A 25143-nucleotide genomic window follows, 5' to 3' on the forward strand; every position below is an offset into this window, starting at 1 on the left:
GAGCCCAAAGAAAGAACGACTCTTCATTAAATAATAAACTCTAAAAATAAGATTCATGACTAAGCAACAAGCTTTAAAACTCTTTGAAGAAAGAAGAGTACGTACGGGTATGGGATGATGAACAAGAGAAGTGGTATTTTTCAATAGTAGATGTGGTTAGCATCTTAACCGAAAGTACCGATGGACGTAAATATTGGAATAAACTAAAACAGAGACTTAAAGAAGAGGGAAATGAAACGGTGACAAATTGTCACCAGTTGAAAATGCAGGCAGTTGATGGTAAAATGCGCCTTACCGATGTTGCCGATACCGAACAGCTTCTCCGCCTTATCCAATCTATTCCTTCTCCTAAGGCAGAACCTTTCAAACTATGGATGGCTAAAGTTGCCAGCGAACGGCTAAACCAAATACAAGACCCCGAATTATCAATTGACCAGGCTTTAATGGATTATAAACGTATGGGATACTCTGATAGCTGGATTAACCAACGTCTGAAATCAATAGAAATCCGTAAAGACTTGACTGATGAGTGGAAGAAACATGGATTGCAGGAAGGCGTTCAATTCGCTACACTCACAGATATTATTTATCAGACATGGTCAGATATGACATCTAAAGAGTACAAACAATTTAAAGGATTGAAAAAAGAGAACTTACGGGATAACATGACCAATAAAGAATTGGTATTAAATATGCTTGCCGAACTTTCAACTAAAGAAATATCTGAAACCAGCGATCCGGAAACATTCAGTGACCACATAGATATTGCTCAACAAGGAGGAGAAGTAGCCCGTAATGCCCGACTGGAACTAGAAGCTAAAACAGGAAAGAGAGTAATCTCTCCTCTTAATGCCCAAAGTGGTATCCTACTGAAAGGTAAATCTGAAGACAAATCGAAAGAAGGATCGGAAAATGAACTTAAAGATTGACTCTAAAATAATCCAATAAATCAACGATATGAAAACAATCTCCAACAAACAACTTACGATTCAAGTATCTCCTCACGGAGCTGAACTCTGCAGTATCGTCGCCAATGGAAAAGAATATCTGTGGCAAGCCGATCCTGCTTTTTGGAGACGTCACTCTCCTGTCCTATTCCCAATTGTCGGGAGCGTATGGGAAAATGAGTATCGAAATGAAGGGGTTCCTTACACGCTTACTCAACATGGTTTTGCCCGTGACATGGAATTTACGCTTGTTGCTGAAAAAGAGGATGAAGTGCGCTACCGCCTTGTCAGTAATGAAGAGACTTTGCAGAAATATCCGTTTCCATTCTGTCTGGAAATAGGTTATCGTATTCAGGGAAAACAAATTGAGGTTATGTGGGAAGTGACAAATACCGGTGATAAAGAAATGTATTTTCAAATTGGAGCACATCCCGCTTTCTACTGGCCGGAGTTTGATGCAAACTGTTTGGAAAGAGGATTCTTCGGATTTGACCCAAAAGACGGTTTGAAATATATTCTCATTTCAGAAAAAGGATGTGCTGATCCTTCTACAGAATACTCCTTAGAGCTGACAGATGGATTGTTACCACTGGACATACATACTTTTGATAAAGATGCTTTGATACTGGAAAATGAACAGGTTCGTAAAGTTACCTTATATAATAAAGAGAAGCAGGCTTATCTAAGTTTACATTTTAATGCTCCGGTAGTTGGTCTTTGGTCTCCACCTGCAAAAAATGCTCCTTTTGTCTGCATCGAACCCTGGTACGGACGTTGCGACCGCGCACATTATACAGGTGAATATAAAGATAAAGACTGGATGCAACAGCTGCAACCGGGAGAGATCTTCCAAGGGGGATATATAATCGAAATTGATGAATAATTGATGAATGAAAGTAGCTGCCGGATCTCACATCTGACAGCTACCAATACCTAATTCTAATCTACAAAACCTAACTTATAAACCTAATCGATATACATTAAATGAATCGACATTAAATGTACCTCCTTTACTATAAAAGCACATACGGTTGTATGGTTCCGATGGGAATATGAGATTGGTCATTGCTATCTTTCCCCCATTCAGGAATATTTCTACAGAACATTTGTCGACAAAAATATCCAAAGCATATTTCTTTTCTTTTCTTATTGGCGCCCAGGTAGCTAATGCAAAATCATCCATATAATTGATGGAAGTCGTCTTTCTACGGTCGTGAGCCTCAATCTCATGAGGCACACTATTCTTTCCGAAATCTACAATACCACTTTTCGTCCGATCCATTACCAGTCTCTTTTCCGGAAGATTGAAATAAATATCCACCTTTTCACCTTTATCATTAAAGAGACTGAATCCCATTATTTCCGCCCCTCCAGCAGTAATATCCAATGCCAGTTCATAAGCACCTCCATTATCTGCCAATAAAGAATTGATATGATAATCATTAGCAACTGTAAATGTAGGAATCTCTTTACTTTCTTTTCGCAAAGCTTTTATCTCCGCCACCGGAGCTGCCGAAAGATAGACTTCGCTATTTTGTGTGTAAAGGCTTAACTCACGTGGTAAAGCATTGGCACTGCGGAATTGCTTCGTCGGGACAATATTACAATATTGCCAGTTACTCATCCAAGGCACAGCAATCACACGATCACCAGTATTCGAGAAACAAACGGTGGCATAGTGATCTTTGCCCCAATCCAACCATTTCGTGACATTTGGCTGATTGTCACAAATAAACTTCGTTCCATCGAAATCTCCTGTGAAGTACTGGGTAGCACTCCCCCCGAAGTAACATCCCGGATTTACATTTACTATCAATGCCCATTTCTTACGGTTCGTATCCCCATCTACCGAAAGTTCTACCATGTCCGGACATTCAAACTGACAAGGCTGCACTCCGTATCCTTCTCCGAAGCTGCTCATATAGTTCCAGTCCTTCAGATTCTTAGAATCATAGAAACGCATTTCTTTATCGGCAGAAACAATCATAACCCATTTATCTTCCGGTTCATACCGGAAAACTTTCGGATCACGGAAGTCTTTCAAACCGTCAGAAGAACGCAGAATGGGGTTCTTCTCATATTTAGTAAATGTCCGCCCGTTATCCTTGCTAAAAGCAAGACATTGTATCTGCCCGTTTTTGTCACTGGCAGAAGTATAAAAAGCCAGAATACTCCCTGCTCCGTAACCGGCTACATTCTCCTGATCGACAATCGAGCTACCCGAAAAGATATGTCCCAATGTGTCACGGGCAATAGCTGGTTCCAGATGTTCCCAATGCATCAGGTCTTTGCTGACAGAATGTCCCCAATGCATATTTCCCCATTTGGAACCATAAGGGTTATATTGAAAATACAAATGATATTCTCCATCTTTATACACCAACCCGTTAGCATCATTCATCCAGCCATAAAGGGGAGTATGATGATAAACAGGACGAAACTTTTCTGTATTGGTAGTATCAAATGTATCAGATAATTTGATTTCTTTCCAGCAAAGTGCGTCTTTTGATTTATTACGGACACGTACGGTTACATTCCTCGTTCCGCCAGGCAAAGCAAAGGGAACAAAATAATCCACTTGATTCTGTGCCAAACGAATATCCATATCGGTATCGGCAGCTTCTCCTGTATGGAGGAGAACCTGACTTTCCGGTGCTTCCTCTTCTATAGGAAGCAATATATAATTAGTCGGATTGGTGATATGGATGACAGTCAAGCTATCACCTTGCTGTTCCAAGGTCAATTTGCTTTTAGTCGTATGGCAATAAGTCAGTCCATAAGAGACTGTTAATGCAAGTGCTACACCTTTACATAGTTTCATCCAGGGGGTTGTTTTCATGGCAACAAAGTATTCCTAGTTTATACAATCTTTAATCTAAAAATAGACGAAGGCAAAGATAGGGGATATCTTCACCTTCGTCTATAAACTTTGTTTCAAGAGGTATCAATTTTGATACATCTATCTATTCATGTTCTACTTCAATACGGACAATCGGACTTGTACTGACAGACAAATACTTGTTTTCCCGAATTATCATTAAATACTTCTTCTTCAAATCCTCCATACTTATGTATAATATCAAAACCACTCCATTCCAAATATGAATCTAATTCTTGAGGAAAAAACATTCTCATATCCAAGTTCTGAATAGAATTGAATTCACCATTGATAAAATAATGCCATTCTATACGATTTATCTGAGTTTTACTTTCATATCGCATGGTCTGCTTTATCAATACTTTTCTACCATCTTCAGTGGTATATGCAGCTATTTCCTTCGGTTCTTTTTCACCTTCAACTATATATTGAATATTCGGATTAAAGCAATCTAACAGAAATAAACCTCCTTCTTTGAGATGATTTTTAACGACATTAAATGCCCTAAACAAATCTTCATTCTTATATAAATGATGGATTGAATTAAATGGAATAAAGACAAGATCGTATTTGTCCTGCAAATTTAAAGTTCTAATATCTGCCTCAATAAACCTTATTTCTAATCCTGCTTCAGAAGCTTTTATCTTCGCTTGGTCGAGCATTGAAGACGTATAATCAACGCCACTAATATTATATCCATCCTTTGCAATTGGAAGAGTAAGCCTGCCTGTTCCACAGCAAAGTTCAAGTATTCGGGCATCCTTACTTTTGGGTAACCACCGCTTATAAAAATGCAAATCAGCCAGATCGGTATTCATCCCATCATAAATATTTGCATCATAAATTAAATCGCCAACTTGATAATTACTATTCATTCATGTCCTCCAATCTCTTTTTATTTTCACTCTACTCGAAACCAATATCCTTTGCATCCGGCCTCAAATGACCAGTAACTCCTCAATCAGCCCTAAGAGTTACTGGTCGTTCGCAAATTTAGCAAATATCTGTAAGCCAACTATGATTATCTTTTAAAACCTTCATTTTAATGATCTTCAATTCTAATAGAAGCCTGATATGGAATATTGTTGATATAGTCTACCGAAATTCAAACCAATCAATATTCATCGGACTAAGTATGTGAATCTTCATTGTATGTGTACCGGCTGATAATTGCAGGTTCGACACTGTAAAATCATTGTATGTAGTCCAATTTCCCGTAGTTGTGACTACAGGATTCAACTGTGCGCCTCCATCAAAAGAAAGGGCAAACTTTCCATCCTTCTCCGCTGCTGCACGAACCTTGACTGTAGAAACCTTCTCCTGAACATTAAATGTATATTGAATCCAATCGCCACCGGAAGTATTACTTATATGAACAATATTATTACTTGCACTAATCGCTACCCCCTGGTCGCTCCGGTAAGACTTAAAGTTGCCGGATGAAGCATTCTTAAAGCTATATTGTCCGTCATCAAAATCTTCCGCCTGAATGATACCGGGCACTTGACTGTGTCCTGCCCCAAACTTAATCCAATCGATATCAATATCCCCACTCTTTATACGAAAATCAATATATTGTTCGCCTGTTTCCAACTCTATTGGATACACTAAAGTCTCATTCCATACTCCGGCAGAACCGCTTAATACTATTTCACCAGTCTTATAAACTCCATTCACAGCAATACGGAATTTACCCCCCGAACGCTTCTGAAACATTCTGCAAGTAATACCATAACGTCCAGCCTCTTTGACGTTGATTGAATAACGCACCCACTCTCCCGATTTCATACCTTTAAGATAAGTGATTCCGTTTTGCGTTTCCTGTTGCATTCCTCCCTCCAACGGATTTTTATGGTATCCATAATGTTCACCGCCTGTATTGTAGTTTTCAGCCTGTATTACTACAGATGGCGTCATCCTCACTTCTACAGCCCGACCACTACGGGGACTCCCCCAGTTTTGTACCATCTTCAATTTATTATTCTGATCATACTCGATCGGATCGACACAAACCGAACGCAATGCTCCTTTTCCCGAATAATTAGCCGTATGATAAAAAGAATACCACCGACCTTTATACTCTACAATAGAGCCATGAGCCGTTTCTTCACCATGAGGATACATATATGCGCCGCATGGAGTGAATGGTCCCAAAGGATTGTTCGACATAGAATACTGCATCCGGTTACCTCCCTGACTACCCGCATGATTATCCGAATGGCTCAAATAATAGTTGCCTTTGTACTTATGTACCCAAGGTGCCTCATGAAAATCAGTAAAACCACTCAAAGGACTCATTACTCCATCCAGTTTAGTCCAGTCATCCTTGCGCAATTTAGCACCCCAACAGCCTTTGCCGGCACCGCTGGTATAAATATAAGGTTGTCCGTCATCGTCTACAAATACACAAGGATCAATCGTAGAAGGAATACCGTCAATCACTCCTTTCACCCTAAACTTTGCCGCAGGCTCCTTACTGGTTGCTACAAAGATGCGCCACGTATTAGCGTCAATCTTATGAGGGAAATAAAAATAATATAACTGTTCTTCTTTATTATAAGCACAATCAGGAGCCCACATAAAGCCATCGATTCCCATACCCACATGTGCTTTTACTGTGGCCGAATTCATGATCTCCCCATGATCCGTCCAGTTTTTCATATCCGTAGTGGAAAAAACATGGTATCTGTCCATGCGGTCACATCCTTGTGTCGGTTCCATATCATGTGAAGCATAAACATAAAGACGACCGTCTGCCCATACATGTGCTGAAGGATCGGCAGTATAAAGCGTTCCCGTAAATGAATTCTGATACATCTGCGAAGAGAAATCAACAAACAACGGATTATGCTCATAATAACCGTATCTTGGATACTCAAATTGAGAACCGTCTACTTTATCCCCGGTATATTCTCCGGTACGCGTAAACACAAACTTATCCAGATTCATACTCCCCGTAGTGCACCATCTCAATACATGCCTGCCCTCACTTAGTTGTACATTGGTTACCTTCACCGAATGTGAGTAGACACTCCATTCATCCTCCGGCGATTCTACGATCTGACCGGCAGACTTTCCGTCCACCTCAAAATAAAAGCTGGTCTTTCCCCCACCCGACACACAATAAGTATCAATGGAATAGGCTCCTGCCTGATTGACCTGTAGTGTATAACAAAGCCAATCACCGTTATTGACATTACCTATATTTATAACTTCTCCGCTTTTACTGATAGCCACTCCTTTCTCTGTACGGTAATCCTTATAATTTCCTGCCGTACTGTTTTTAAAAGAGAAAGAAATATCCTGCCCACCATCATCAAAATCTTCTGCTTCTATCACTGAAGACACTCCCGATATCACAGACAAACTATTTCCTTCCGAATCTTTTTTAAACGGAATTCCCCGATAATTGGTCAGATATTCCTCGCAACTGATCCCATTGTCATAGCGGTCATCAACATACTCATATTCATCGCCGCCATCGTCCCCCTGCCCCGGATCATCATTGATTGACGCACGTTCCTCCTTACAAGAATTTAAAGCAATCATTCCTCCCAAAAATAGTGGAAGAAAACACCTCAAAGTAAATAACAAATTGTGTCCCATAGTTTTTCTTTTTAATTAAATTGAACTCGTTAGATTTGTGATTGTAAAGATAGCATGAGGCGCTTACCTCCGTTATTAAAACCGGATTAACCAAGAATTAAAAAACAATTAAATCACTTAACAAGCAATTTTTCTTATCAATCATCCCCAAAAACAGTAAACCGGACACCGAATAAAATCATTTTCTCCATCAGTTTTTTTAGTTCCGCAAAGATGCTTGCCAAGGAATATTTTACCCTTTATTTAGAAGAAAAACAGATGTTTTATACAATTAATCACTTTTTAATCCCAGATTAAGCCCTTTCATTCCTCCTTTTTAATGCTTTTCCCTTTACTTTGCCGCTAACTAATAATATCCGAAAAACTATTAATATACAAATATGAAGAAGAATCTAATCCTATTGTGCAGCTTGCTGACAGGTTTTACCTTACAGCCCATACAGACAAATGCACAAAAAGCGACTAACGATCAAAAGTTATTTTATCCCTACTCTTTTGCTCCCAGTGAAGGCTTGGTCAATAAAACCGAGAAAGAGCATCGTCAAGAGATTTGCCTGAATGGTTATTGGGATTTTCAACCCGTCTCTTTACCGAAAGAGTACAAACAAGGAAAAGGAGTAGCTCCCCAACTGTCCCTTCCGAAAGATGGCAACGGTTGGAGCAAGACACGTATAAAAATACCTTCTCCGTGGAATATCAATTCTTTCGGCTATCGCGATCTGGAAGGTCCCGACCATCGCAACTATCCTTCTTATCCTAAAGAGTGGGAACAAGTAAAAATGGCATGGATGAAAAAGAACATTACGATTCCCGCCAACTGGACAGGTCAGCAAATCAAACTTTACTTTGAAGCAGTGGCCGGATATTCCGAAATCTATATCAATCAAGAAAAAGTAGGTGAAAACTTCGATTTGTTTCTGCCGTTTAGCTTCGACATCACGGACAAAGTGACTCCCGGTGAAACAGTGGAAATTCTGGTAGGCGTACGCAGCCAGTCCTTATTCGAAGATAACTCGACTATCGGTCGCCGCATTGTGCCGGGAGGTTCTATGTGGGGATATCATATCAACGGCATCTGGCAGGATGTATATTTGCTGGCCTTACCCAAAGTTCATATAGAAGATGTATATATAAAACCATTGGTTGCCAAAAACACATTGGAAATAGAAGTGACCCTACAAAATAAAACCGACCGGAAAGCTGATATACAACTGCAAGGTAATGTCAGAGAATGGATAAATTGTGCCGGAACAGACATAAACTCTGCTCCCGTTCCTGCATGGACACTGGGTACGGAAGTATTACAGGTAGCACCGCTCAAAGTTACAGTTGCGCCTAATGCATCACAAAAAGTAACCTTGCAAGTCCCCGTCAATGAAAACATACTGGAATACTGGACTCCCGAACAACCGAATCTGTATGCCCTGTTACTTTCCATAAAAGATAAAAAGCAAACCATCGATACAAAATACGAACGTTTCGGCTGGCGTGAATGGACATTGCAAGGAACCACACAATACCTGAACGGTAAACCTTATGCTTTACATGGAGACTCCTGGCATTTCATGGGTATCCCACAAATGACACGTCGCTACGCATGGGCTTGGTTCACTGCCATTAAAGGTATGAACGGAAATGCAGTCCGCCCGCATGCACAGGTTTATCCCCGCTTTTATATGGATATGGCAGATGAAATGGGTATCTGCGTATTGAATGAAACGGCCAACTGGGCCAGTGACGGCGGACCGAAACTGGACTCCGATCTCTTTTGGGAAGCATCGAAAGCACATTTGAAACGTTTTGTCCTGCGCGACAGAAATCATGCGTCGGTTTTCGGCTGGAGTATCAGCAATGAAAACAAGCCTGTTATCCTGCATGTATATAATCGTCCCGAACTGATGCCTGTTCAAAAGAAAGCATGGGAAGAATGGCGCGACATTGTACATCAGTACGACCCTACCCGCCCATGGATTTCAGCAGACGGTGAAGACGACGGTGATGGCATATTACCTGTAACCGTAGGACACTACGGAGACATCAACTCCATGAAGCGCTGGACCGAAATCGGAAAACCTTGGGGAATCGGTGAACACAGTATGGCATATTATGGCACGCCGGAACAGGTTTCCAAATACAACGGAGAACGTGCCTACGAATCACAGGAAGGGCGTATGGAAGGACTAGCCAACGAATGTTACAACCTGATAGCTAACCAACGCCGGATGGGTGCTTCATACAGCACTGTTTTCAACATGGCATGGTATGCACTGAAACCACTCCCACTCGGCAAAAAAGATAAAAGTAAAGCACCCAGTGTCAGCGAAGACGGTGTATTCTTCGGCGAATACAAAGAAGGTGTTCCGGGCGTCCAACCGGAACGCGTAGGACCTTATTGCACGACGTTCAATCCGGGTTATGACCCGACTTTACCACTCTATCAGGAATGGCCGATGTACAGTGCCTTACGTGCAGCCAACGCTCCGGGCGAACCGGCATGGTCTCCTTATGCAACAATCGACAAAGAGCAGTATCAGGCTCACAAAGCTACCAATACGGCTAAGAACTATAAAGAAGTAGTATTTATCGGTAATCCGGACAGCAAAGTAAAACAATTGATGGATGCGCAGGGAGTAATCTTCGCTTCCAAAACAACCATCCCTTCCTCACTGCTTTACATAGTGGATGGCAGCGAGGCTTTAAACGCCGCTACTCAAAAAGAAATTCAGAAGCAACTAGCCAAAGGCGCAGACTTATGGATATGGGGAATAACACCGGAAACCGTAGAGAAATACAATGAAATCCTACCTCTTCCCGTTGCACTAGATCCGCTGAAACGTTCTTCTTTCCTACCTGTACAGAAAGCATGGATGCATGGACTCAACAATTCCGACTTCTATTTCTGTGAACTTCAAAAAGCGGATGCCTCCAATTATTCGTTAAAAGGCGCATTTGTAGAAGAAGGTGAAGTTTTATTGAATGCCTGCAAGACCGACTGGCGCAAATGGAACAAACGTCCGGAAGAGATCAAAACAGCCGGAACAATCCGCAGTGAATACGAATGTACGTCTGCCACTCCGGTATTTGTTAAATATCAGCATGGCTCTTCCACTGTCTATTTGAATACATTGACTGAATTCGCCAATTCAGAAAAGGGATACAACACGTTGAGCATTATCCTGAAAAACGCAGGTATAAACTATCAGAAGCCGGAAATCAACATCAATGAAGTTTTCTTCCTGCGTGACGAGCAAATGAACTTCCCGGTAGCAACCAAAGAAAAGTTTGTGAAAAAGAATAATGGTTGGGCATTGGAATTCTACGTATTTAGCCCACGTCCTTTGGACGACTTATTGATAGAACCCAATATGCCGAAGCTCTCTTTGATGTTAAAAGCCAAAACCCGCGAGTTGTCCATCAATGACAAGCCTTACACAAGCCTGTCGCACGATGGACGTAACGAGGTAATCTATAAAGAGCTCCCTCTGTTGCAAGGCTGGAACAAACTGGTTATCACCATAGGAGACGGAGACCGGAATGACTTTAGCGGCTTCTTTCAATGTGACAACAAAAAGGATTTTCTCCCAACGTTGAAAGCTGCCTTTACCAATCCGGAAGCCAAATAAATGACTAATAAAAACGATTAAATATAAAAACTACCATGAAAATCTTACATTTCTGCGCTGCTATAACAATGGCTGCAATGTTAAGCGGATGCAATGGAGGGCAATCACAGACCGCCAACCGGACACCGGTCGATTATGTCAATCCATACATAGGGAATATCAGCCATCTGCTGGTTCCCACATTTCCTACCATTCAATTGCCAAACAGTATGCTTCGTGTCTATCCGGAACGTGCTGATTATACCACCGAATTGTTAAACGGACTGCCATTGATTGTCACCAATCACCGGGAACGTTCCGCGTTCAACCTTAGTCCCTATCAGGGGAAAGAACTGCGGCCGATCATTACCTACAACTACGATAATGAGCACCTCACGCCTTACTCGTATGAAGTGGATCTGAACGACAACAGCATGAAGGCAGAATATGCCCTCTCCCACCAGTCGGCTCTTTACCGGATCACATTTGAAGCGGACAAACCTGCCTATATCATTGTAAACTCCCGTAACGGTTCGATCCATGTAGGAGAGAATTTCATCAGCGGACACCAGCAGTTAAGTGCCAACACCAATGTGTATGTATATATTGAACCACAAGAAAAACCGGTAAGCACCGGCATCCTGAAAGATGGAGTCATCGAAGCCAGCAAAGACAACGCAGAAGGTATCAACGCTTGTGCGGCATGGCGTTTTGCCGATGGCACAACAACAGTCAGCCTTCGTTACGGCATTTCTTTCATCAGTGAAGAACAAGCGGAGAAGAATATGCGCAATGAGTTGAAAGACTATAACATCAAAAATCTGGCAAAAGCAGGACGCCAAATCTGGAACGAAGCCTTGGGACGTATCAAAGTAGAAGGAGGAACCGAAGATGACAAGACCGTATTATACTCCTCCTTCTACCGTACTTTCGAACGCCCGATTTGTATGAGTGAAGCCGGTGGTCGTTACTTCAGTGCTTTTGACGGCGAAGTACACGACGACAACGGCACACCTTTCTACAACGACGACTGGATTTGGGACACCTACCGTGCTGCACACCCGCTGCGCACACTGATCGACCAGAAAAAAGAAGAAGACATCATTGCTTCCTTCCTGCTGATGGCGGAACAGATGGGAACAATGTGGATGCCTACCTTCCCCGAAGTGACAGGTGACTCACGCCGTATGAATTCCAATCATGCCGTTGCTACCATAGCCGACGCTCTCGCTAAAGGATTGAATATAGACGCGGCCAAAGCCTACGAAGCCTGCCGGAAAGGAATTGAAGAGAAAACGCTCGCTCCCTGGTCGGGAGCAGCAGCCGGCTGGCTGGACAATTTCTACCGGGAAAATGGATATATCCCTGCTCTTCGCCCGGATGAAAAGGAAACCGACCCGAACGTGCATCCTTTCGAGAAGCGCCAACCTGTTGCCGTTACACTGGGAACGAGCTACGACCAATGGTGCCTTTCCCGCATCGCCGAAATATTGGGCAAGAAAGACGAAGCCGCCCATTACCTGCAATGTTCTTACAACTACCGGAATCTCTTCAACAAAGAAACAGGCTTTTTCCACCCGAAAGATAAGGAAGGCAACTGGATAACACCATTCGACTACCGTTACGCAGGTGGCATGGGTGCCCGCGAATATTATGGAGAAAACAACGGCTGGGTGTATCGCTGGGATGTGCCTCACAATGTAGCCGACCTGATTAACCTTATGGGAGGAAAAGAGCAGTTCATCGCCAATCTCGACCGTACCTTCAGTGAACCGCTGGGACGTAGTAAATATGAATTCTATGCACAACTACCCGACCACACAGGTAACGTAGGACAGTTTTCCATGGCAAACGAACCCTCCTTGCATGTACCTTATCTCTACAACTATGCAGGCCAGCCTTGGAAAACGCAGAAACGCATCCGTCAAATGCTGAAAACATGGTTCCGCAACGACCTCATGGGTATGCCGGGAGATGAAGACGGCGGAGGTATGACCTCATTTGTAGTCTTCTCCTCACTGGGCTTTTATCCTGTCACTCCCGGAGCACCGGTCTACAATATCGGAAGTCCACTTTTCACCCATGCAGAGATAACACTCAGCAACGGTTCCGTATTTGAAATCGAGGCTCCGAATGTTTCCGAAGAAAATAAATATATCCAATCGGCTACGCTGAACGGTCAAAAATGGGAGAAACCCTGGTTTCACCATGACGACTTGAAAAATGGAGGCAAATTAGTACTGACAATGGGCAACAAACCGAATAAGACATGGGGCAGCGGAGCAAATGCCGCTCCTCCTTCTGCAGACGATAAATAGGCTCTATCCGGTTGATATGAAGATGTCGCAAAATAGAATTTTCATTTTCTACATTCTATTTTGGGACATCTTCATGTTTCATTAAACGTATGATACGTAATAGCAAACAATTGTTTCAAAGCATTGCCTTATAAATAAACTCCGTTTTTTGGGTATATCATACAGTTTTTTGTATTTTTGCACTATAAATAAAGTACTATGAGATATCAACTACAAATCTTGCTCTCCGTCCTGCTTTGCATGGTAGGCAAAGTGGACGCATCTTCTTTGTATGATTATGGACTTTCTCTTAAATCCCATTCAGTACCGGGCATAGAGAGGACAACCTTGTACTTGGACGATAACCAACCTTTCTCTATAAAAAACGATTTTATCATTTCATTTCAAATGTATGTACGCGCCAATGAGCATGACTTTGGAACCATTCTCCATCTGCATACAAACACCAACCAATTTATTCGTTTCTCATTTGTGGCAGGTGAAGAAAGACATTTTCCGGCATTGGTACTCAATGAGGGCATCATCAACATAAACAGTCCCATCGAACGGGAAAAATGGCTGGATGTCTCGTTGCACCTGCGTTTGAAAGATAATGTAATTGAAATAGATTACGACAATAAAAAAATATCAGCGATGGCTCCCTTGCAAGGAGTGAAAAGCGTAACGGCTTTGTTCGGACAGATGAAAGAATATCTTTCGGACGTAGCTCCCATCGACCTTCGCAATGTAACCATCACACAAGATGGAAAACAGATACGTGAATGGAAACTGTGGAAGCACAATGATACCGTTTGTTATGATGAAATAGAAGGAGCTGTGGCACGTGCCATCCATCCGGTATGGCTGATAGACAATCATATTGAATGGAAACTTGTTCATCAGGCTAAAATCCCGGGAAAACTGGACGTAGCTTTCAACGCTCGCGAAGCCTTATTCTATTTAGTCAGATCCCAATCAATCGATGTATTGGACGAAAACGGAACTTTGCAGAAGGAAATTGCAATACGTGGAGGCTATCCGGCGGTAGAATTCCCCAATCATCTCTTATACGATACTTTAAGCAATAAATTAGTGTCTTATTATCCCAAGAAAGGCATCACGTCCCGTTTTTCATTTGATACTGAAAGATGGAGTAATGAGATACGTAACACGGAAGAAGCCAGCAACTACAATCATGCCAGAACATTCAATCCGGCAGACTCTTCCTTCTATTTCTTCGGTGGTTATGGTTTCTACCAATATCGCAACGATCTCTACCGGATGAAGTACAGCACTAACCAAATAGAACAAGTAGAATACGAACGTCCCCTTTACCCCCGCTATTCAGCTGCAATGGCCATAGTGGGTGATGAACTATACATCTTTGGTGGTAGAGGAAACAAGTATGGCAAGCAGGAATTGAGCAGCCATTACTATTGGGGATTATGCGCCATCAATCTGAAAAACAAGCAATCACGCATAGTCTGGCAAAAGAACCAACCCCAGGAAGAAGGTACTATCATGGCCTCTACCATGTATTTCGAACCCTCGGATAGTTCTTTCTATGCTGTTTCGACAAATAAAGGAGGTGTATTATGGAAGATTTCAATGAAAGATTCTGTCTACTCGGAAGTATCCAAACCCATCTATAATGAATCAACTTATCAGGATAGTGATTTCAGCCTCTATACTTCCCCGTCTCATGGAAAATTATTCTTGGTATTAGATAAAATACTAAGCAACCATACACATGAGCTGGCAATCTACTCCATCAATATGCCCCTCGTGAACGAGGTGGATATCCGCCAGTCAACCGCCGGAGAGAGCATCAACAACCGATGGTACCTCTATGCCATTGGAATCTTGCTATTACTCGTCTTAGCCGGTTTTGTACTTTATCGTTTCAAATACAACGGCAAAAATAAAAAGGCACCTCCCACAAAGAAAGGAACAGAGAAAACTGTTGCCACCACCGGCAAAGTCCAGAGCCAATCTGACGTACCAGAGTCTAAAACCATACCGAAAAAAGAATGGATGCAAGAGAGTGAAACAATCTTCACAGAAACAGTCAACTATTACGACCGCAGTCGTGCATCTATTTCTTTGTTGGGCTGTTTCAATGTACGCGATAAAGATGGAAATGACATCACTTCCAACTTTACTCCCCGTTTGAAGCACCTGCTCATTCTATTGATCCTCTATACGGAGAAAAATGCGCAAGGTATTCTGGCTTCCAAAACAACAGAGATATTATGGCCTGAAAAAGAAGAAACCGCCGCCCGTAATAACCGCAACGTAAACCTGCGCAAGCTACGAGTACTCTTGGAAAGCATCGGAGATATGGAAGTAATGATAGAAAACAATTTCCTGCGTATAAAATGGGGAACGGGTGTTTTCTGTGATTATCACACCCTGATTACCTGCACCAAACAATTCGAGCAGGAGAAAAGTGAAGAACTGTTGAACCGAATCCTGGAAATACTGCTATACGGACCTTTACTCCCCAACACGATTCTTGATTGGCTGGACGACTTTAAGGACGACTATTCCAGTTATTCCATCGACTTGCTGAAGAACTTGCTGGACATTGAAATCAGCCGGAACCATCAGGACATGATTATCCGCCTTGCCGACATCATGTTCCTGCACGATCCACTAAATGAAGAAGCATTGGCAGCCAAGTGTTCCGTGCTAGTCACACAGGGAAAGAAAGGTATTGCCCGAAACCTGTACGACCGCTTCTGCAAAGAGTATCATGACTCCATGGGTGAAACTTATAAAGTCCCATTTGCCGACTTATAACCCGGACGACAAGCTATTTTTTTAATTAAATTTTCTCTCCCTTTTCCCTGAACCACCGATAAAGTTATCAAGATTTAGAGAAAGGGGAGTTTCTTTTCATACATTCCACACCACAAACCTGAATAAACCGAGTAATATTCCTCTTTGCTCATAACTTTATTTTCACTTAATACAAAGGGTAAGCATCTGTTTGTGAAGGATTATAAGAAAAAAAAGACTTAATTCACATTTAATTGTTTTTTAATCCCCAATTAATCGCAAACACCACGCTTTTTTTATCGGTTCACAGTTCTTTTGCTGAAAATTAATCTTAAAAACATAACAGTATTATGAAGCAAGAAAGAACGCCTTAATCTAATTCGAATGATGAAACCTATAATAAAAACAGGTTCTCTCATCCGACTGATTCTTTAACTTAGTGATTATTCATAAATAAATTCATGAAAAGCATGAAACAACGATTTTCTCAGCACATGAGATACTATGAAAGAAGTCTCATTTTAATTTTAATGCTGTTCAGTGCTTCGGTAATGCAGGCGCAGAACCGGACAGTGAAAGGAACAGTATCCGATGCACAAGGTGAGCCTATTATCGGTGCTAATGTAGTGATAGTGGGTGGTACAAAAGGGGTGATAACCGATCTTGATGGTAAATACTCTATTCAAGTCCCGGAGAACGGCGCTGTGTTGAAATTCTCTTATATTGGTTTTAAAACAAAATCATTCAATGTAGTAAAAGGAAAGAATGTATTAAACGTGACCTTGGAAGAAGATGCTGTGATGCTGGAACAGACAGTGGTAACAGCGATGGACTTACGCCGCGATGAAAAATCTCTTTCTACCGCCTTCCAGAAAATGGATGTGGAAAGCATGACCGAAAACCGGGATGCCGGATTCGTAAACATGCTGGCAGGTAAAGTGGCAGGATTGCAGGTGATCTCCAATGGTGCCGCCGGTTCAGCCACCGTACGTATCCGTGGTGCCAACTCCATTTCCGGTAACAACCAGCCACTTTATGTAATCGACGGTGTACCTATTATTAATGATGTGACCGGTGGTGAAATCGACTATGGTAACCCGGCTAACAGTATTAACCCCGATGACATCGAAAACATCGTTGTTCTGAAAGGAGCCAACGCTTCCGCACTTTATGGTTCGGACGCAGCCAACGGCGCCATCCTGATTACCACCAAGAAAGCCGGTCAAAGAAGCGGACTGGGAGTTACCTACTCCACAAACGTTCAGTTCACCGAATTTTCCCAATATCCCATCTATCAAAATATATATGGTGGCGGACACATCAACCGTTTTGAAAACAACAAAGCCAACTCGTTCAATGGTGACGTCAAAGTGCCTTACGACCCGAACATGCCTTACGGCATCCAACGGATGGGCGGTTACGACAATTCCCGTTCATGGGGTATGCCGATGTTAGGTTTCCAAGTAGTAGGACGCAACGGAGAACTCAAATCCTACGTTCCTACCCCGGCAAACACCACCTCCATGTATCAGACTGCCTACTCCTGGACGAACAGTGTTTCTATAGAACGCGCCACCGAACATGTCTCCACCCGTATCGGCTTCACCAACCTGCGGAGCGATGACGTATTGGAAGGATTGAACAACCTTACCCGCAACGCTTTTAACGTGCGTTCCAACGTGAAACTGACAAAGTCGCTGGACGTCGACCTGAACGGTCGCTATACGCACGAGAATGTAAAGAACCGTTCTTACCGTAACAATTCCGACCGTAACCCTATCTATACACTTATGGATATGCCCCGCGACCTTTCCATACAGGAAATGTATCCCTGGAAAGACGAGAACGGAAAACCGACCGCCCTTCAATTCAAGAGTCCGGTGTGGATGCTGAACGAACTTTCCAACCAGGATAAGAAAGAATGGTTATTAGCGGACGTAACAGTCAACTACAAAATCACCAAAGACCTGAAACTGCGTCTGAAAGCCGCCCTCGACCTAAATATGAAAGAAGGATACGAATTTCGCAATATGTACACTCCGGGGGATGCCGACGGATTCTACAAGGAGTTTACCGAAAAATCACGCAACTATACTTACGAAGCCATGCTTTCTTACAACAAGACCTGGAAAGACTTCAACATATCCGCCAGTGTGGGTGCCAACTCGCAGGACTTCCTGTTCAAGAAACAAAACTCGGAAATCGGCACATTGGCTACTTCCGACTTTATCTCTCTCACTAACAACGGTGCTACCGTCAAATCCTGGCCGGAGTATAACGCGAAGAAAAAGCAGGCTGTCTACGGAACCGCCAGCATAGGTTACAAAGATTTCATCTACGTGGATGTAACCGGACGTAACGACTGGTCGTCTGCCCTGCCTTCCGACAACCGTTCTTATTTCTACTCCTCTTACGGTGTCAGCTTCGTACTGACGGAGTTAGTGAAGAGCATTCCTAAAGACTGGTTATCCTATGCCAAGATTCGTGGTTCTTACGCCAAGGTAGGTAACGATACCGGCTTCGACCAGTTGTTGAACGGATTCAGTTACAATACTTCTTATCTGGGAGACATGGCATGGTTTGAAAGCGAGAACAAGCGCAAGACCAACTCATTGAAACCGGAAAGCACTACATCTTTCGAGACAGGTTTGGACCTTCGTTTCCTGAAAGACCGTGCTTCCTTAAGTTTCACCTACTACAACAAGAACACCAAAAACCAAATTCTGACTTCCACCATCAACGGTGTAAGCGGCTATGGAGAAGCCTTGTTCAATGCCGGTGAAGTTAAGAACTGGGGATATGAAGTAACACTAGGTGTCGTTCCTTTCAGAAATAAAGACTGGGAATGGAAAGTGGACATCAACTGGGCTAAAAACAACTCGGAAGTGGTTTCGCTAGCCAACGGTATGGACTACATGACACTGACTACCGTACAAAACAGCGTGGAACTGCGCATTGTGAAAGGTGAGCCGCTAGTCAGCCTCTACTGCCGCGAGCCGTGGAAGACCAATGACGAAGGACAAGTGTTGGTGGGAGCCAACGGCCGTCCCTTGTCAGGCGAAGCTAAATTCCTTGCCAGCGTAGAACCGAAATGGACAGGCAGTATCCGTACTTCCCTCCGTTGGAAGGATTTGACATTCTCTGCCATGTTAGATATCCGTATGGGCGGGCACGTATGGTCGGAGACAGCTTTCCAGTCTTCCCGAAACGCGCAATCCATCATGTCACTGGGCGGACGTACCGAACACCTGTTCTCTGACTTGATTCTGAATGAAGGCGACCAGACCGGTTATCTCGGTATTCTCGACCCTAAATACGTCCCCAATGGCAAGAACAACATCTACATGGACGCTTCGCGCCCGAAAGGCATGAATATCCCCGGAGCCGTTTATGACAGTTCCGTACCGGGACTGGCGGGACAACCTTGCCAGGCTTGGATTAAGCCGATTGACTATTGGACCAACGACAGCGGTAAAAACGGCGAACTTTATTTGTACGACGCTTCTTACGTGAAACTGAAAGAAATTTCTTTAGGGTACAACATTCCCAAGAACTGGCTGAGAAAGATAGGTTTCATACAATCCATGAGAGTTTCCGCCGTAGGTAGGAACGTAGCTATTCTTCATCAGAAAACGCCGAAAGGAATTGACCCGGAAGCCACTTCTTCCATGGGAATCCAACAAGGTTTGGAACGAGGCTTCAACCTGCCAACTTCCAGTTACGGTTTCGATTTTAAAATAACTTTTTAACAGCGATGACGATGAAAAAGTACTTATATACACTATGCACTGCAGCCCTATTGGGACTGGCGACATCTTGCGTGGATAGTTTCGACGCAACCAACCAAAACCCCAACAAGCTATATTTGGATGAGATTGACATTCAGAAGATATTTCCGGGCACTATCTACAAATCCCTGGACGTATTATCCGAAATGAACTATAACTACTACGCCTACATGGCACGTTACGTAGTTTCCTGGACAAGCCCGCAAAGTTCGGACAACGTAGGCGACAGATTCTATAACTTCTACAAGAAAGTCCTGGGCGACGTAGCCATCATGGAGCAAAAATATGACCGGGATACCAACGGCAACTACTGGGCGATACTGACCACTTGGAAAGCCTACCTCTACTCCGTACTGACCGGAACTTGGGGACCTATCCCTTTGGATTCTGCCTGCAAAGAGACTTACGGAAACGTATATTACTACAACAGCGAAGCCGAAGCATATATGCAAATACTCCGCTGGCTGGACCAGGCAGTGGAAACTTTCGACCCGAACGGAACGAAAATGCTGAAAGACCCGTTCTATCCGTCTGCCGGCGGTGACAGCGACATTGAAAAATGGCGCAAGTTTGCCAATACCCTGCGTCTGGACGTGGCTATCCGCATGATGAACATGAAGAAAAGCCCCGAAGCCATCTCCATGGCACGCGAGCAGATAGAAAAAGCGTTGAACGAAAACAACCGCAACTACCTGTTCAGTTCCAACAGCGACAACGCAGCCGGACGCTACGGAACCGACCCCAATGCCGACGTATCCTTATATTACAACCGTATCCTGAAAGAGTTCGACCTGGGTACGAAGCTGGAAACAGAGATAGGCGGCCTGACATACCCGGCAATGAACGAATACTTCTTCTGCTATATGCGTTCCTACAAAGATCCTCGTCTGAGCAAGTACGCGCAAACATCACGTATCAACGAGAATGGTGACTACCGTGCGGTAGTAAGAGATTCCCTATGGTCCGTAGCAGAGCAGAAATATATCCAGGTGTCCTATAGAATACCGTTCCTGCCCCGCTTCGAATTGAAACAGACTCCAACCGGATGGATTGTAGGCAAGGATGAACATAACAACAACCTTCAGAGCCTTTACTCCACAGCTTCTGTCAGCATCGAGGGGTATACATACGCCCTGATTCATCGTGACTTCATCAAGCAGGATGCTACAGTGAAACTGCTGACATGGGCGGACGTAAACTTCATGCTCTCCGAAATCCAGTTGCGCAAAGACGAATGGGGATTGAACGTGGCATTACCGCAGAGTGCCGAACAATACTACTACAACGGCATCAGTGCTTCCATGAACGAGTATGGCGTCACCAGCGGAGTATCCGAATATATCGAACGCAACGGTATCAAATGGAACACCAACGGACTAGGATGCCGCGACTACCGTGCCTTCTATAAAGCCGACATCAACGGAAAAGGCGGTTACAAGAACAATCTGGAACAGGTATGGAAGCAACGTTACATCGCCGACTACTTCAACGGATTCGCCGGATGGACACTGGAACGCAGAACACGTGTGATGCAATATCCGCCTATCTTCTACAACGGAACTCCGAACAACTACGGAACCTATGGTGCCAACCAGTTCGACCCTGTGCCCGAACGCCTGCAATATCCTACGGACGAACGTAACTGGAACATGAACTATTACCGTGAAGCCTGCCGTATGTTGCAATCCACTTCGCTCGTACCCCGTTCCGACGGCAACTATAATGACAATTTCTTCACTCCGTTGGGTATCGGTGGTCCATACAACCAGGAAGGCTTGTACGAACGTTGGAAAGGTGGTCAGTTGATGTATAACAACGAAATGGTAGCCCATTGGTATGGCGACACAATTGAAGAGTTTGTCGAAAATGTACTCGAAGACTATCCCGAATACGCTTCCCTGCAAGGAGAAGAACGTCTGGCGGCAAGTATCAAGTGGGTACGCATAGAAGATAATAAATAATATAATAAACAGATAGACAGTTATGAAACTAATGAAATACATTACCGGATGCTCCGCAGCCTTACTACTTCTTGCAGCATGCAGCAAGGAAGAAGGTCCGAGCGTCGATGACTACTTCCTGAACTACGAGATTCCGGAAATTCCCGTCACCGAAGATTATCAGGTGGGCATCTTCTACTACAAGGGGAATGACATTACCACCAGACCGAATGGTGACGCTAATTTCACCCGTTGGGAACTTCTGACGCTGACCGACAAGGAACTGAGCACCAAGAACAACTACAACAACCTGACACCGCAAGTAATGCCCGAATCACAAAAGGACGGCTATCTGCAACCGGACGCAGGAAGCCAGAGCTATCGCATGATACCAATGGTACAGCAGCATGTAGACGACTGTATCGAAGCAGGAGCGAACTTTATAATCCTGCCCGAAGTAGGCGCTGACCTGGGCAAGGGTCCCGGTACAGAAATCAATCAGGGAGATTCACTGTTCGTCACAATGATGCTGGGACGCTCCGGCAGAGGCGGCAAACGCCTGCCGATGCCACACCTCGGTCAACCGGGAGTAGACTTCGTAGACTTGAAAACAATGAAAATAGTAATTTCGGTCAACTGGAACAACATTGTCGACCTGCCTCCTACCCTTTCTTCAAGCAACTGCATCGAAACGGCAGCCGGAAAGGTATATGACGGTGTCACCTACACCCGCCAACAACTACTGAACAATTTCTTCAGCAAAATAGGCTGTTACTTCTCCGACGACCGTTACTACAAGCTTGGTGGCACGCGCCCGGTGGTTTACATCAAGAACAAGACAGGCGAAATCTACGCGCAAGAATCCAAAGCAATGTATGATGGTATCCGCAAAGCAGTGAAAGAAGCTACCGGTTACGACATTTACATCATGGTGGAAAGTGCTGATGTATGGTGCAACCAGATGCGTTACCAATACTTCTACATGGAAGGTTGCGTAGACGCCGTAGCCAGCCGCAATATGTACGACCAGTCAGAGATGAGCCGTTCCTATATGTACCCGCAGATGATAGATCAGAACTGGAAGTACAACCGTGAAACAGCATTGCCCGCTTTCGGTGACGGCAGTATGGAGTTCGTACCTTGCGTCGGTCCGGCATGGAACAAACTGGTGCAGGACGGTCGCGGTTCCATCGGTAACACTCCGATTGTGAAGAAAGACGCCGCCATCTACCGTACCATGTGCAACGTAGCCAAGATGAATGCCGGACGTAACCGGTTAATTCTTATCGACTCCTACAACAAGTACAACTTCGACTCTTTCATCGAGCCGACAGTAGAAGGATACGGCAACGGATATGGCAGGACTTACCTGGACATCACCCGGCAGCAATTCAAGAAAAACTAAGAATGTTAACTTTTTAATGATAGAAAGAATATGAAAAATAAATATTGGAAATACATTTGTCTGCTGGGCTTGGGCGCTTTCTGCTGGACGTGCTCGGACGACAATCCGAATGACGGTCCGGACGGTCCGGGTTCTGAAGGCGGACAGGGAACGGAACAGGAAATCGTACGTTCTTACAAAATAGGTACACTGGCAGGATTCGAAGGCAACTTGCGCCAGAAGATGGACAAGCCCAGCACCGACGTTTCCACCATGCACAACCGTTCATTATTCTGCCGCTACGTTGCTTCTGCTTACCCGGAAGCACAGGACGACCAACCTTATCCCGGCCCGATTACCGAAGCCGACTGGTGGGATAACTTTGTAGAGGAAATCGCTTACAGTGGTCAGGATTATGTTGCAATGAACTGTCGCGGCGAAGCCAACAAGGACATTGACCACGGACGCCCGGACAAACTCCATGACCTGATGGCAGCTATCAAGCGCAAAGGTGTGGAACACGAGTTTAAAATCGCCATCTTCGACGATACGCCTGCTTCATGGTCGGCTGCGCGCAACGCGCACAAAGGCTACGGTTATGACAACAAGCCGTTCAAGAACGGCAGCCGTGTAGAAGGTTCACACTATCCGTTACTGTTCCTCGACCCCGAAAAAGAGGATATGAAAGGTGCGGACAACGATTTCCGCAAGGAAGTGTACTACTACATCTGGGATGCCAACCTGAAACCCTCGTTCGAAAACGTACCACGCGACTACTGGTTCGAGATAAACGGACGCCCGGTTATCCTGTTCTGGAATCCTAACGGCTTCCTGCAGGACAGTTACCTTAGCGAGCTGATGAAGAAAGACCCGGCAAAATACAAAAGTACGACCGGGCTTGATGAAACAAAATCGGATGCTTACAACGGCAAGTTGAGCTATATCCTGAAGTGCATCAGCGACGATTTCAACAGTACGTTCGGCGTGCGCCCATTCCTTATCATCCAGCGCGAATGGACCGACCGCGACTTCTCATTGGTGAACTGCCCCTATCTGGACGGTATTCACAACTGGTTTGCCGTTCCCACTATGGATATGTCAGAAGAAGTGTACAACGAGAACTTAATCTACAACACCTATATCTCCGCCTACAACTTCAAGGGTTTCAGTGTAGGCAGCGGATGCCCGGGCTTCGTGCAAGGTGACCTCGCCCGTCCGAACTGGCAGTTTATCGATGCCGACCACGGTCGCTACGCAACCAAGATGATGGAATCGTTCTTAGCCAAAAAACCTGATCTCGTATTTCTGGAAGGATTTACCGACCTTGCCGAAAACGCAGCCTGGTGGCGCAGTTCGGATAAAATCTACTACGACTATCCCAACCAACGCATCAACCTGCTCCGCAAGTACAGCAACCGTCCTTTCCCGACCAGACAGAAATTGGAAGCGGAAGCCTGCGACTATTGTTTCAACGGTTCGGTTTCGGGCAATAAGATAGAAACGCTGTTGATGGAAACAGAAATGAACAATGCTCCCGAGCAGGGCGTGGTGAAATACTGCAACGACACGAAGTACAACGGTGGTTGGCACGCCAACCTCACTTCCGGCAGCTTGAACACATTGAGATGGAAAGAAATACCTTTCCGAACCGGAACATCCACTATCCGCTTCCGCTACTCCAGCAATAACGCAGCCAGCGTACGTTGCCAAATTGGCGACACAATGACCCAAAGCGTAAGTCTCCCTGCCACAGGCGGCGCATGGGAAGAAACCGAAGTAGCCGTTTACTCTCGTGACGCACGTGGATATGCCGACTTCAACCTGATAGTGACCGAAGGTGACATCAGCCTGAACTATGCAGAGATTATCGCAGAGAAATAAAGAAATTAGAATAGTAAAATATGTACCAAACTAAAAATT

General features: G+C 44.2%; 11 protein-coding genes and 1 pseudogene. 9 read left to right on the forward strand and 3 right to left on the reverse strand.

Annotated features, from left to right (window positions below; all coding sequences use genetic code 11):
* Nucleotides 1-55 precede the first annotated feature (55 nt).
* Together DWZ47_RS23810 and DWZ47_RS23815 are read left to right on the forward strand one after the other, a co-directional pair.
* A pseudogene (locus DWZ47_RS23810) lies at nucleotides 56-929 on the forward strand (Bro-N domain-containing protein).
* 28 nt (nucleotides 930-957) lie between these two features.
* Nucleotides 958-1830 carry an aldose 1-epimerase family protein gene (locus tag DWZ47_RS23815; RefSeq protein WP_055167471.1) on the forward strand — a complete coding sequence of 291 codons (873 nt, stop codon included), beginning with the start codon at nucleotides 958-960 and terminating at the stop codon, nucleotides 1828-1830.
* A 75-nt stretch (nucleotides 1831-1905) separates the two neighbouring features.
* On the opposite strand, the gene DWZ47_RS23820 is transcribed toward DWZ47_RS23815, so the two are convergent.
* The 3 genes from DWZ47_RS23820 to DWZ47_RS23830 all read right to left on the reverse strand — a co-directional run bounded on the left by DWZ47_RS23820 (nucleotide 1906) and on the right by DWZ47_RS23830 (nucleotide 7431).
* On the reverse strand, nucleotides 1906-3786 hold the full coding sequence (locus tag DWZ47_RS23820) for a DUF4980 domain-containing protein (RefSeq protein WP_055167469.1): 1881 nt from the start codon (nucleotides 3784-3786) through the stop codon (nucleotides 1906-1908).
* A 140-nt stretch (nucleotides 3787-3926) separates the two neighbouring features.
* Nucleotides 3927-4700, reverse strand: coding sequence for a class I SAM-dependent methyltransferase (locus tag DWZ47_RS23825; RefSeq protein WP_055167467.1), 774 nt, complete (start codon nucleotides 4698-4700; stop codon nucleotides 3927-3929).
* Between the two features lie 220 nt (nucleotides 4701-4920).
* A complete protein-coding gene (locus DWZ47_RS23830) occupies nucleotides 4921-7431 on the reverse strand; it encodes a carbohydrate-binding protein (RefSeq protein WP_055167465.1) in 2511 nt (836 codons plus the stop codon).
* 380 nt (nucleotides 7432-7811) lie between these two features.
* Here DWZ47_RS23830 and DWZ47_RS23835 point away from each other — a divergent pair, with 380 nt between their 5' ends.
* From DWZ47_RS23835 to DWZ47_RS23865, 7 genes are all read left to right on the forward strand, one after another.
* Nucleotides 7812-11054, forward strand: coding sequence for a glycoside hydrolase family 2 protein (locus DWZ47_RS23835; protein WP_055167463.1), 3243 nt, complete (start codon nucleotides 7812-7814; stop codon nucleotides 11052-11054).
* Between the two features lie 35 nt (nucleotides 11055-11089).
* Nucleotides 11090-13351: a GH92 family glycosyl hydrolase gene (locus DWZ47_RS23840; RefSeq protein WP_055167461.1), complete on the forward strand. Its 2262-nt coding sequence runs from the start codon at nucleotides 11090-11092 to the stop codon at nucleotides 13349-13351.
* Between the two features lie 198 nt (nucleotides 13352-13549).
* Nucleotides 13550-16132: a hypothetical protein gene (locus DWZ47_RS23845; protein WP_117514881.1), complete on the forward strand. Its 2583-nt coding sequence runs from the start codon at nucleotides 13550-13552 to the stop codon at nucleotides 16130-16132.
* A 449-nt stretch (nucleotides 16133-16581) separates the two neighbouring features.
* Complete coding sequence (locus DWZ47_RS23850; RefSeq protein WP_004307108.1) at nucleotides 16582-19860, forward strand: SusC/RagA family TonB-linked outer membrane protein; 3279 nt, start codon at nucleotides 16582-16584, stop codon at nucleotides 19858-19860.
* 11 nt (nucleotides 19861-19871) lie between these two features.
* Nucleotides 19872-21860 (forward strand): SusD/RagB family nutrient-binding outer membrane lipoprotein, encoded by a 1989-nt coding sequence (locus DWZ47_RS23855; RefSeq protein ID WP_055167507.1) that lies wholly within the window; start codon nucleotides 19872-19874, stop codon nucleotides 21858-21860.
* A 22-nt stretch (nucleotides 21861-21882) separates the two neighbouring features.
* The gene (locus DWZ47_RS23860; RefSeq protein WP_117514883.1) at nucleotides 21883-23244 is read left to right on the forward strand and encodes a glycoside hydrolase family 99-like domain-containing protein; all 1362 of its coding nucleotides are present in this window, start codon (nucleotides 21883-21885) and stop codon (nucleotides 23242-23244) included.
* A gap of 30 nt (nucleotides 23245-23274) precedes the next feature.
* A complete protein-coding gene (locus tag DWZ47_RS23865) occupies nucleotides 23275-25104 on the forward strand; it encodes a DUF5010 domain-containing protein (RefSeq protein WP_117514885.1) in 1830 nt (609 codons plus the stop codon).
* Nucleotides 25105-25143 lie beyond the last annotated feature (39 nt).

Source organism: Bacteroides sp. AF32-8BH (genome assembly GCF_003435205.1).
Taxonomy (GTDB): domain Bacteria; phylum Bacteroidota; class Bacteroidia; order Bacteroidales; family Bacteroidaceae; genus Bacteroides; species Bacteroides ovatus.

Bases quoted from the DNA above. Each gene is read 5' to 3' on its own strand.
- DWZ47_RS23815 (WP_055167471.1), top strand. From the start codon at position 958: ATGAAAACAATCTCCAACAAACAACTTACGATTCAAGTATCTCCTCAC.
- DWZ47_RS23820 (WP_055167469.1), bottom strand. From the start codon at position 3,786: ATGAAAACAACCCCCTGGATGAAACTATGTAAAGGTGTAGCACTTGCA.
- DWZ47_RS23825 (WP_055167467.1), bottom strand. From the start codon at position 4,700: ATGAATAGTAATTATCAAGTTGGCGATTTAATTTATGATGCAAATATT.
- DWZ47_RS23830 (WP_055167465.1), bottom strand. From the start codon at position 7,431: ATGGGACACAATTTGTTATTTACTTTGAGGTGTTTTCTTCCACTATTT.
- DWZ47_RS23835 (WP_055167463.1), top strand. From the start codon at position 7,812: ATGAAGAAGAATCTAATCCTATTGTGCAGCTTGCTGACAGGTTTTACC.
- DWZ47_RS23840 (WP_055167461.1), top strand. From the start codon at position 11,090: ATGAAAATCTTACATTTCTGCGCTGCTATAACAATGGCTGCAATGTTA.
- DWZ47_RS23845 (WP_117514881.1), top strand. From the start codon at position 13,550: ATGAGATATCAACTACAAATCTTGCTCTCCGTCCTGCTTTGCATGGTA.
- DWZ47_RS23850 (WP_004307108.1), top strand. From the start codon at position 16,582: ATGAAACAACGATTTTCTCAGCACATGAGATACTATGAAAGAAGTCTC.
- DWZ47_RS23855 (WP_055167507.1), top strand. From the start codon at position 19,872: ATGAAAAAGTACTTATATACACTATGCACTGCAGCCCTATTGGGACTG.
- DWZ47_RS23860 (WP_117514883.1), top strand. From the start codon at position 21,883: ATGAAACTAATGAAATACATTACCGGATGCTCCGCAGCCTTACTACTT.
- DWZ47_RS23865 (WP_117514885.1), top strand. From the start codon at position 23,275: ATGAAAAATAAATATTGGAAATACATTTGTCTGCTGGGCTTGGGCGCT.